The organism is Saprospiraceae bacterium (assembly GCA_016716185.1).
GTDB lineage: Bacteria > Bacteroidota > Bacteroidia > Chitinophagales > Saprospiraceae > Vicinibacter.
In genome coordinates this window covers 99201-110702 of the sequence record JADJWV010000001.1, presented here as the reverse complement: position 1 = coordinate 110702, position 11502 = coordinate 99201, and the positions used below count along the sequence as shown (strand labels likewise).

At 40.6% G+C, this 11502-nt stretch carries 5 protein-coding genes; 2 read left to right on the top strand and 3 right to left on the bottom strand.

Annotated features, from left to right (window positions below):
- Nucleotides 1–27: 27 nt before the first annotated feature.
- The gene (gene rfbA, locus IPM34_00400) at nt 28–894 is read left to right on the top strand and encodes a glucose-1-phosphate thymidylyltransferase RfbA (protein MBK8954004.1); all 867 of its coding nucleotides are present in this window, start codon (nt 28–30) and stop codon (nt 892–894) included.
- A 144-nt stretch (nt 895–1038) separates the two neighbouring features.
- Nucleotides 1039–9372, top strand: a complete 8334-nt coding sequence (locus IPM34_00395) for a DUF11 domain-containing protein (protein MBK8954003.1) — start codon at nt 1039–1041, stop codon at nt 9370–9372.
- An 81-nt stretch (nt 9373–9453) separates the two neighbouring features.
- On the opposite strand, the gene IPM34_00390 is transcribed toward IPM34_00395, so the two are convergent.
- Genes IPM34_00390 through IPM34_00380 form a run of 3 tightly spaced genes read right to left on the bottom strand, consistent with a single transcriptional unit; the run spans nt 9454 to nt 11464 of the window.
- Nucleotides 9454–9957, bottom strand: coding sequence for a hypothetical protein (locus IPM34_00390; GenBank protein ID MBK8954002.1), 504 nt, complete (start codon nt 9955–9957; stop codon nt 9454–9456).
- Nucleotides 9958–9976: 19 nt separating this feature from the next.
- On the bottom strand, nt 9977–10951 hold the full coding sequence (locus IPM34_00385; protein MBK8954001.1) for a class I SAM-dependent methyltransferase: 975 nt from the start codon (nt 10949–10951) through the stop codon (nt 9977–9979).
- A 3-nt stretch (nt 10952–10954) separates the two neighbouring features.
- The gene (locus IPM34_00380) at nt 10955–11464 is read right to left on the bottom strand and encodes an acyltransferase (protein MBK8954000.1); all 510 of its coding nucleotides are present in this window, start codon (nt 11462–11464) and stop codon (nt 10955–10957) included.
- Between the last annotated feature and the right edge of the window lie 38 nt (nt 11465–11502).

The window sequence follows — 11502 nt, the reverse complement described above, 5'->3', positions numbered from 1 at the left end:
ATTTCGGTAGCATAAAAAAAGAGAAAAATGAAAGGAATCATATTAGCTGGAGGTCATGGTACAAGATTGTATCCTCTTACACTGGCTATGAGTAAACAGTTGATGCCAGTCTACGACAAGCCTATGATTTATTATCCTCTTTCAACTTTAATGTTGGCGGGGATAAAAGATATTCTCATCATTTCAACTCCGGCTGATCTTCCTAAATTTAAAGAATTGCTCAAAGACGGCGACCAGTTTGGAATCCGCTTATCCTATAAAGAACAGTTGGTCCCTAACGGTCTGGCTCAGGCTTTTGTATTGGGGAAAGAATTTATCGGCGGAGATCCTGTTTGTTTGATTCTTGGAGATAATATTTTCTATGGGAGTAAATTTCCAGAATTGCTTCGAAGCAAAGCATCACCAGATGGGGCTGTCATTTTTGCTTATCCGGTAGCAGATCCTGAACGTTATGGCGTTGTTGAATTTGATGCAGACAATCGCGTGCTTTCGCTTGAAGAAAAGCCCAAAAATCCAAAATCAAACTTTGCTGTACCCGGTATTTATTTTTACGATCACTCCGTCGTCGAAATAGCTGAAAATTTAAAACCCTCCTCCAGGGGTGAATATGAAATTACCGATGTCAATAAAGAATATTTAAATCGGGGAAAATTAACGGTAGGCGTCATGGGACGTGGTATCGCCTGGTTGGATACAGGTACTCACGAGTCATTAATGCAGGCCTCTCAATTCATTCAGGTTATTGAGCAAAGGCAGGGTCTGAAGATAGGTTGCCCCGAAGAGGTGGCCTTTTTGATGGGCTATATAGATAAAGAAAAACTAAAAGAACAAGCTGTTCTGTTGGGGAAAAGCCCCTATGGTGAATACCTGGCCAGATTGATCGCATCCTATTAATTTTCAAGTCAAATTCCAACATATTAGTTCTTTAGATTCTAAGCTTTTAGAGACTTCATGTCTTTGGAAGGGGACGATGATATTATATTAATTTAAAATATATGGTACAGTTTTTGCTTCCTGTATTGTGCCTAATAGATTGTCATGTACCTAAAATCCCCATTCAGATTCAAGATCCTTCTTGCTTTAATGTGTTGTTATTCAGCACTTAACTCGCAAATCTCAGGAACCGTTTACAGGGATTACAATGCAAATAGTTCAAGAGATTCAAGCCTAAGTTATTATGAACCCGGGATTGAAGGTGTACAGGTAATCATCACCGGACTCCAGGGAAACACCAGCATCAGTTTTACGGATGAATGGGGGAGATTTATTGCAAATCCCATTGATCAGGCTCCTTACCGGGTTGAATTCAGGCAAACAAAAGCCTTTGATTTTTCTGCCCCCGCCAACGCCTTGCAAAATTCAAGCAGCACTTCGGTCCAGTTCATTCTAACCAATCCTGCAAGTCTTTCTTATGGCATAAACTATCCTGGTGATTATTGCGTGGATCCTCAAATTGTAACGCCTTGTTATGTAATGGGAGATCCACTCGATCCGCAGTCTGCATTCGTGAATTTTGATGCATTCATCAAATTCGATTATCAGGCCGGGGGTAAAACCAATACCGAGATCATTCAAGCACAGCATGGCGGACTTGCCAGCAATGCTGTAAGTTTGGGAACCGGTAGCCAGATTGGTAGCTGTTGGGGAGTTGCAGTCCAAAAATCCAGTGGTAAAATTTTTACTTCTGCCGCTCTAAAAAGGCATAGTGGCATCGGCCCCCTTTCTTATGGAGGGCTTTACGAATTGAACATGCAGGCCAATAGTGCCATGCCTCTTATAGATTTAAATTCCATTGGTGTGCCATCCGGGAATTTTCCAGACAATACCCAAAGGAATTTGCCTTTACAAATTCCTCCGGTATCTACCGACTCATTATCATACAGTTTTGTTGGCAAGATTTCCTATGGCGGGATGGAAATTTCAGAAGATGAAAAAACCTTATATATTGTAAGTTTACATACACGGAAGTTGTATTCCGTGTTTATTAATTTGCCCTATGAAACACCGAATGCCAGTGATGTAGATTCTTTTGCCATACCGGATCCCGGTTGTGCAAATGGAACTTTCAGACCCTGGGCAGTAAAAATGCACCGGGGTATTCTGTACGTAGGGGTCGTATGTGATGCTTCCGGAGCTGCGGGAACAGCTGCTGATTTGCAGGCTTATGTGTATGCATTTGATCCTTCCACCGAAATTTTTACAGAAGTGCTCAGTTTCCCATTAGACTATCCCGCATTTACCAATAAAATCAATTTTAATCCCTGGCTTGATACATGGAATGGGGACTGTCCTGACGGAGGCGATATTTTCTGTCAGTATCCTCAACCAGTGTTGTCTGATATTGAATTTGAAAGTGAGGATGTAATGATTTTGGGAATTATGGATAGATATTCCATGCAAGGTGGAATCAATCAACACGATCTCAATGGTAATGGAATCCATACCATAATCAGCTTTGGTGATATACTTCGGGCCCGGTACGACAACAACCAACAACAATTTATATTAGAAAATAATGCGAATGATGGCGTTATAGAAACTGCGGGAAGAAACACCGGCTTTGGTCCGGGTAGTGGTGAATTTTATTTCGGCGATCATGCTATTTCAGTGGCAGGAGTTACAGTCGAACGCGAAAGTGTAAACGGCGCTTTGAGTTTGTGTCCTGGATTCAGAAATGTGGTCACCAGTTGTGTCGATCCATTTGGACCCTTTACCAGTGGGGTGATGCATTTAAATAATACCTCCGGTGATTGGGAAAAAAGATATGTCATCATCCCAAAAGATTTTGGTTTGCTCGTAGGAAAAAGCAATGCGTTGGGAGACATGAAAATTTTCAGCAAAGCAGCTCCGTTGGAAATTGGTAATTACATCTGGTCCGACCGGAATAATAATGGAATTCAGGATCCAACTGAACCACCAATTCCAGGCGTTGAAATTGAACTTTATAAAAACAACCTGCTGATTGCCACTGCTACCACCAATGAATTTGGTCATTATATTTTTTCAAACCAACCTGCACCTCCAATAAATCCTTATCCCAATGCTTTTGTTTATGGTTTAACAGAGCTTACTCCGCAAACAGCTTTTCAACTAAAAATCCCATCGCCAGCCACTCAGGCTGCTTTGAATGGTTTTGTATTGTCACCACCGGATGATGGTGTTCCCAATAACGATCAGACAGATTCAGATGGAAAAACTGATTTAAATGGCGATGTTATTCTTGATCTCCAAACCGGTATCAGCGGACAAAACGATCATTCATTTGATTTTGGATTTTTTCAGACCAGGCCCGGAAAAGTATCGTTGTCTGGACTGGTCATTTCCGCTTGCAACCCATTAACCAACGGATTTGATCTCCAATTTCAACTTGACGCAAGCAATTGTCCGGTCGGTGATATTTTTATTGAACTGTCAACAGGTGAAACTAAAATTGTCAAAGGAAAACCAGATGGACAGATTCAAGTTCAATTCAAAAATCTGGCTTCCCATGGAATCCAGGATGTGAATATCAGAGCCTATTACATTTTTGATCAGCACTGCAGGGTTGATTCTGTGGCTGCCTACGATCAACCTGCAAATTGTTGTCCGCCGGTTCAAAAGCTGTGCAGCAATCGAGATGCGCTGGTACAACTTTTAGCTATACCCGGAATGGTTCACTATTGCTGGTTTGACAGTACTACCCAAACCATCGTTGGAAATACAGAAAGCTTGCTGTTTGATAAAACATTTTTGGGTCTGGATGATAATTATGAAGCTTATTATTATTATGCCATCGACCAATATGGCGACACTATCTGGCAACAATGCAATTACAGAGTCCAAATTGTTGAATGCTGCGGATTGCAGGTAAATACATTTTTACAAACAGAATGCAACAACAATGGTACAGTAAATGATCCTGCTGACGATTGGTTTGCAGTTCTGGTAAGCGCTGATAATGCACAGGCAGGGCCTACCAGCAGGTATGAAGTGTTGTTGAATGGAAATGTTTTAGGTAGTGCGTCTTATGGTTCTGCCATTCTGGTCGGCATGGCACCCAATTCGGAATTTCATGCGGACGGAGTGACCACCTACAAAGTTGAGATCAGAGATGCGGATAATTTTGATTGTCTGGATTCACTGTTTACCACTCCCTCAATTTGTCCAAGGCCCAATATCAGCGTACAAAAAAATCTGGTCTCTAATACGATTCAATCTGATGCTTCACATAACATTGTCTACCGGATTGAAATTGAAAATCATGGAAATGAAACCGGAACTTATACATTGCAGGATATTCCGGGCTTTGATAATGATATCAAAGTTTTGGCAGCTTTTTATACCACCAACATTCCGGGAAAAGGGGGAGGAGCATTGTTCGGAACAGGACCATGGACTATTATTTCCAACCAACTCATCGCACCAGGTGTAAAACATACGGTGTTTCTTACTGTGAATGTCCGTATCGATTTACATCCCGGTTCTGATGGCGACAATATTTACACCTCCTGTGGTTCAGCAGGAAATTTACTACAATCCGGTCAGGGTTTATTTAACCGTGCCTTACTGGATTTTGATGGTGATGGTCAATTCGATCTTGCAGATACTATATGTACTGATATACCTTATCTGGAATTGAATAAGACATTAACAGATGTTGAGCAGACAAGTCTTGAAGCTTATACTTTAAAATATTTGGTCACAATCAAGAACAAAGGAGGAGCAGCCGGACAATATAATTTATTAGACAGGCCAACATTCGAAGACGATATCATTATTCAAAATGCATCTTTTATTTCTAATACCGGTGCAGGAGGATTATTGCCAAACATAGTGCCCGTTGATGGTTGGCTCCTTGCCAGCAATCAGGAAATCCTCGTTGGAGAAACGGATAGTTTTGAAATGGATTTGAAAGTACTGATGGATTTTGATCTCAATACACTGGGAAATAATATATATCGGGTCTGCGGATTTCAAAACAGTCTTATTCCACGAATTGGTGAAGGCCTTTTTAACGCGGTCATGCTCGATTTAAACAACGATTTTCGTCCGGAAAAAAGAGATACATCTTGTGGGGACCTGCCGCAGATTAAACACGAAAAAGTATTGCTGTCCAAAATAAAACAGGCAGATGAATCTATCATCGCGAATTATCTGATCGTCGTGCAGAATAAAGGAGGGGCAACAGGAACTTATGATTTGTACGACATTCCAAATTTTGAGGATGATCTCGTCATTAAACATGCAGGATTCCAAATAAATCAGGGAGCACCGAACAATTTATCTACAAATCCTGGTATTACTGGCTGGTTACTGGCCAATGGTAGAAATCTGAATGCGTTTTCTACAGATAGTTTTTACATAGAAATACATTTAGATCTGGATTATAGCAGTGGAAGTTCAGGTGATAATTATTACCAGGCCTGCAAAAAGAATCAGCAAGGTGAATTTCTTGCGGGTTTTGGAATTTTTAATGAATCAACTCTGGACATCAACAGCGATGGAATTCCGGATCAAAAGGATACGGTTTGTACAGATTTCGACTTTTTTGATCTGGCCCTTCGAAAATACGAAATCACTTCTACAACAGCAAAAAATGGCGATTACGTTGCTTTCAGGATCGCCGTTTACAATCAGGGTAGCATTACCGCTCATCAGATTGAAGTCACGGATTACATGCCTTTGACTTATACATTTGACCCGATTCTCAATCCGGAATGGAATTTTATTAATGATAGCACCTTGACGCATGTCATCGATTCTATTAAACCCGGAGATAGTGTAATCACAGATCTGATCATCAGAATTCACGCCGGTTTCAAAAATGTCAATGATGTCATCAATGCGGCTGAAATTACGCAATTCGAATCGCCAAATCACATTCCACCGGTTGATAAAGATTCAAATCCTGACCGCGATCGCAGAAATGATAATCAGGTAAAGCCATTTGACCCGGAAGATGATTTTCTAAAGGGGCATCGCAGAACGAATCCAAACGAAGACGAAGATGATCACGACGTAGCGACTACGATTATTTTTGATTTGGCTTTGCGCAAAGTCAAAGCGAATGCATTGGCAACAGGATACCATCAAAAAATTGATTTCAATATCTGGTTATATAATCAGGGCAATGTGCCTTCGCAGAATATTACTTTGGTAGATTATATACCGAAAGGGTATGTTTTTCATCAGGCAGATAATCCGGAGTGGAATCCGATCGGAAATAACATGGTAACTACTGAAATTCCAATTATTATCAATCCGGGAGATTCTGTGGTAAAAACCATTACCCTTGAAGTATTGCCAACGACGGATCCGGCAGATTGGGTCAACATGGCCGAGGTTAAAAATGCATTTATTGTTACGCTCCATCATATTCTGAATATTTTACAGGATGATTTTGACAGCGAACACGATATGGATATTAATAATGATGCCGGTGGAAATATTTCAACGCCATCAGATGATCATATTGACGATGATGGCATGGATTCCAATAAAGATGGCATCACAGATGAAGACGACAAAGATCCGGCAAGTACATTTGTTTGGGATTTGGCTTTGAAGAAAGTATTATTAAATCCACAACCCCATGTCATTGGACAAGAGCTTGAATTTGAAATTACGGTATATAACCAGGGAACGGACTCAGCAGGACGCGTGGGCATTCGCGATCACATCCCTTCTGGATATGAATTTGTTCATGCAAAAAATACACACTGGAAATTAGACGGCGATCATGCAGAACATATCATGATGGATCGAATCAATCCAGGAGACAGCCTGAAGGTTAGTATTTACCTGAAATTGAAGGCTACTCACGATTTTAATAATTGGATAAACTTTGCCGAAATTGTTGGATCCCAAAATCTGGATTCGCTTGACAGAACAGGCCAGGATTTTGACAGTAGGGAGGGTTCGGACAATGTTGTGGAACGCTCTGTTTTACCAGGTTCTCCGGAAGACAACGACATCAATTCGCAGGATCTGGGAGGAGAAGAAGATGATCACGATCCGGCTGCACCGAGCATTTTTGATTTGGCCTTATGTAAATTATATCACGGGGCACTCCCTGTAAAATATGGAGATACCGCTTTGTTTTCCATCAATGTTTACAATCAGGGAAATGTACCGGCCATCCAATTTTCTGTTGTCGACTATTTACCGAATGGCCTGAGTTGGATTGACAACCCGGGGTGGATTTACGATGCAGGTACTCATACAGCAACTTATACAAAAGATACATTGCTCAATCCAGGTGATAGCGTCAGGTTATTTATTAATTTGAAAATTCACCAATATCCAGGCGGAGTTTTCAATTTGGTAAACCTTTCAGAAATTGTCAGGGCCGTAGATTTTGAAAACAGAATTTATTTGCTGGATCTCGATTCTAAATACGATTTTAACCGGAACAACGACCCTGGAGGAATTCCAAATACTGTCACTGATAATTTTATTGATGATGATGGACAGGATTCTGATGGCGATGGTGTGATGGATGAAGACGATCATGATCCGGCCATGATACTTATACATGATTTGGCTTTGCGAAAGGAAAGTCTCGAACCGAACGGGGACACGGCTATTTTCAGGATTAAAGTATTTAATCAGGGAAATCTACCGGCTACTTCTATCCTCATAGGTGATTATTTGAATATCGGATATCAGTGGTTGCCTACTAAGAATCCGGGTTGGACCTTAAACGGATCCAGAGCTGAATACAGATTTAACCGGGTTTTCAATCAAGGAGATATTGATTCTGTGGATATCCGTTTACTTTCGTTGCCCAGTAACGAATTGTCTGACTTTTTTAACTGGGCAGAAATATTACAGGCATTTGATACAACCGGAATGGATATCAGTATGCTGGATGCCGACAGCAAACCGGGTTCTGATGGGCCCCACGAAAGAGCTATAAAACCTGGTGACCCGGATGATAATAATATTATTGGAGGTGGTTTGTCTGTCAACCAGGATGAAGATGATCACGATGTGGCAGGATTTGGATTGCGTGCAAAAATTGGTGACTGTGTCTGGCACGATAAAAATGCAAATGGAATTCAGGAAACAGGTGAGGAAGGCATAGCCAATGTTATGGTCGAGCTTTATAATGCGAATACAAAGATTTTTGTAAAATCTACAAAAACTAATAGTTCCGGAAAATATCTATTTGATAATATTCTACCTGGAAATTATTTTATAAAATTTATTATCCCTCCAGGATATACCATGACCAAAAGAGACGTAGGCACGGACGACAAAGACAGCGATCCGGGATCTGATAATGGTACCAATGCTACACCCAATACAAATCTGACTGCAGGAGAGGAAGATCTTAGCTGGGACCTGGGCTTGTACAAATGTATTCCGATCTCGGGATTTGTTTTCTATGATGGAAATAAAGACGGGATACAACAAAATACAGAAAACGGGATCAATGGACTCTATGTTTATTTGTTCAAATTGCCATCCAATACCCTGTATGCACGTGTAAAAACTTATTCCAACAACTCCAGGTTCGTACACGATGGATTCTATAGTTTCTGTGCTGAACCAGGAGAGTACTATGTTAAAGTCGCACGTCTGAATGATTTTGTGCTTTCTCCGGTATTGCAGGGAAGCGACCCATCCAGAGATTCAGATTTAACTGAAGATTACGGCGAATGGACTTCTTATAAACTCACGGGAAGTTCCTGTGACACTATAAAAGATATTGGTGCAGCCATGTACAATCCGGCTTTTGGGCTAAAAGTTAACACCAAAGATCTGGTTCTTTATCAGCAGGATCTGGAAGTTTCGCAATCTCATACCGGATTCATACATTTGGAAACAAGTATTAGCGAAACGGGAATCGATCCAAACAAACATACGTTAGTTTGGACAATGGAAGATAACCTTTGTGCATCTGCTTTTAGAATTGAAAGAAAATTACCGGGCTCCAGCCAATTTGAATATCTGGCTGTGTATCGAAACGAAAAATCAACGGAGAATCAAAATCGGTGTTTATTCAATTTTAACGCGCCCGGGGGTACAACAAAAGGGAAATATATCTATCGCATCATTGCCTTGCGTCCGGATGGTGGTTACACCATGAGCAATGAATCGGACATCAGTAGCCAGGATCGCTTACCAGCTGCAATGGCATGGATTTATCCCAATCCAACAAAGGAATATGTAACTATAAATTTTGATGAAAAGATTTATGGAACTGTTCATATGAAATTGACCGATATCTATGGTCGCGAGTTTATGAATCGCGAGTATTCTTTAGATAAAAATGCAAATGCTAAGAAAATCTTTATTGACTTGAATCTGATCCCAGGCGGATTGTACTCAATAGATCTAAAGGCAGGCGGAATCAATGAGCGTCTGGCATTGACCGTCCTTAAATAGAGAAAACTATTTTACCGGCGTTAAAGACCATTCAGCATCAGGTTGAGTGGTCTTTTTATTTTAATATCTGTGGAAGGTGTTTTATTTTGATAAACTTCTTGAAAAATACCGAAGTAAAAAAATGGATATCATCAGGAATATCAGAACATAATAAAAAGGTACAAAACTGATGGCATAAAGATGAGTCCTGTCGATGACCCACATCAGGCACAAAAGAATGGAAATAATCCACATAAGACCTGACAATCGTTCAAATCCTGGAATATCGCCAAGTTGTACATTTTTCCTTATAAAGTAAATGATGGCAAACATCATGAATACCGGAAAAATTTGCAGAAGCAACTCAGTTTCCATAATGCTTCTCTTTTCAAATAAAAAAAAATAAATATTGAGCGTGATCGCGAAGATTCCGGGAATGCAAACCAGATAAAGCACAATGCTGTACATCCAATTCCAGGGGTAAAGCTGTCCTTTGTTTTCTGCAAGCGTGTTTAACAAAATGGTGAACAGAAAAATCAAAGCAAAATAATACAAAATCATCATGGGATTTTCCTGAATCCAGTTGAAAAATTGCTGTAAGGTCATAATGTGATTCTATTTATTTTTAGATGAATCCGTGTACAGGCCTGAAACATGCCGAATAACAAGCTTCTTCTTCGTGGAAAAATCTTGCTTCCATGTTGTTTTCCCGGGCAAGATTCATGACTTCTTCCTTACTGAAACGCCTGGCATTGCTGGGTGCATACCAATCGTAGTTGGTGATTTTTGAAAGATCAAAGCCCCAGTCTTCTCTCCAAAAACATTTCAAAAAGTTCCAATAAATAAATCTTTGAATATCGTATTCGCCACCCTTGATTCCTATGAGCGGAATATCAGGGCATTCGAATCGGACATTCAATTCAGAAAGCCTTTTTCCCAATTCGGTCAGCTGCTCAGAAAATTTCCACATCTCTTCATTAGATATTTCATGGGTGCCTTTGCGGAAATAATCGTCTATCAATTCGCGTGGTAATGCTTTTTTCCGGTAGAAGTAGCAGAGGAATTCACCATTTTCAGCAGTACATAAGGATAAATGCTTAAAAGTGTACTCGGGATTTTCTGTATGCATGATGACCTGATCGCAAACGACCACATCGCAGGAATGAGGCCGAAGACCAGTCGCAGCAATGTCGGCTTGTAAGAAAAAGAGATTAGGAATAGATTGATAACTTTCAGCTGCAATTTGAGCTGCATCTGAAATGTCAATGCCGATGACCGTTGCATGAGGTGCGAGTTTTGCAAACCAGGCTGCCTTATAACCCAAACCACATCCCGTATCGATAATTAGTTTTTTGTTTTGTAAATAATTTTGGAGATTTTCTTCGCTGTCAAATCCATACAACTTAAGAAACCATTCCCTTTGAGTTTCAAACAATTTTTCTACTTCTTCCAGACTGTGCGTTGAGCTCCATTTTTCAGAAAATACATCTTTGGTCTGAAGTTGGTTGTCCTGAATGGCGGTTCCGGATTTCGTAGTTTCAATGAGGTTGCCTTCGATCCCGATGGGCATTTCAAATAATTCCTGTAAATGCAATGTCATGTATTAAATTTCTTTTGCCGGATTTCCTGCTAATTTAATCCCGGGTCCAAATGAACTGTTTACAAAGCTGTTGGCTCCAACCACGCAGCCATCTCCTAAAGTAACACCTTTCGCTATAACGCAATGCGGACCAATATAACAGTTGTTCCCAATTTCGACGGGAGCATATTCGTAACTTGACCGTCCACCGCTTATAGCCCATTGTACGGTGTCGTGTGTATAAATGTGTACGGAAGCAGAAATCGAACAATTGTTGCCAATTTTTAATCCGCCTGTGCCTTCAAGGATTACAAAAGGACCGACCCAGGTTTGAGAACCAATCTGAACATCTCCAAAAACCAATGCACTGTCATAAATACTGGTGCCTTCCCCAAATCCCAATTGCCGGGCTTTTTCCCACCGATCCACCATGAGTTCATTAGCCGGTAAGGTCCGATGAAATTTTGCTCGAATTGCACGCTGACGCTGAGCGATCCATTTCTGGAGTATTTTTCCGAAAATTCTGAGGATCATACAGATAGACTCAAATCGCCAGCCAATATACGACCTAA

Bases quoted from the DNA above. Each gene is read 5' to 3' on its own strand.
- IPM34_00385 (MBK8954001.1), bottom strand. From the start codon at position 10,951: ATGACATTGCATTTACAGGAATTATTTGAAATGCCCATCGGGATCGAA.
- IPM34_00380 (MBK8954000.1), bottom strand. From the start codon at position 11,464: ATGATCCTCAGAATTTTCGGAAAAATACTCCAGAAATGGATCGCTCAG.
- rfbA (MBK8954004.1), top strand. From the start codon at position 28: ATGAAAGGAATCATATTAGCTGGAGGTCATGGTACAAGATTGTATCCT.
- IPM34_00395 (MBK8954003.1), top strand. From the start codon at position 1,039: ATGTACCTAAAATCCCCATTCAGATTCAAGATCCTTCTTGCTTTAATG.
- IPM34_00390 (MBK8954002.1), bottom strand. From the start codon at position 9,957: ATGACCTTACAGCAATTTTTCAACTGGATTCAGGAAAATCCCATGATG.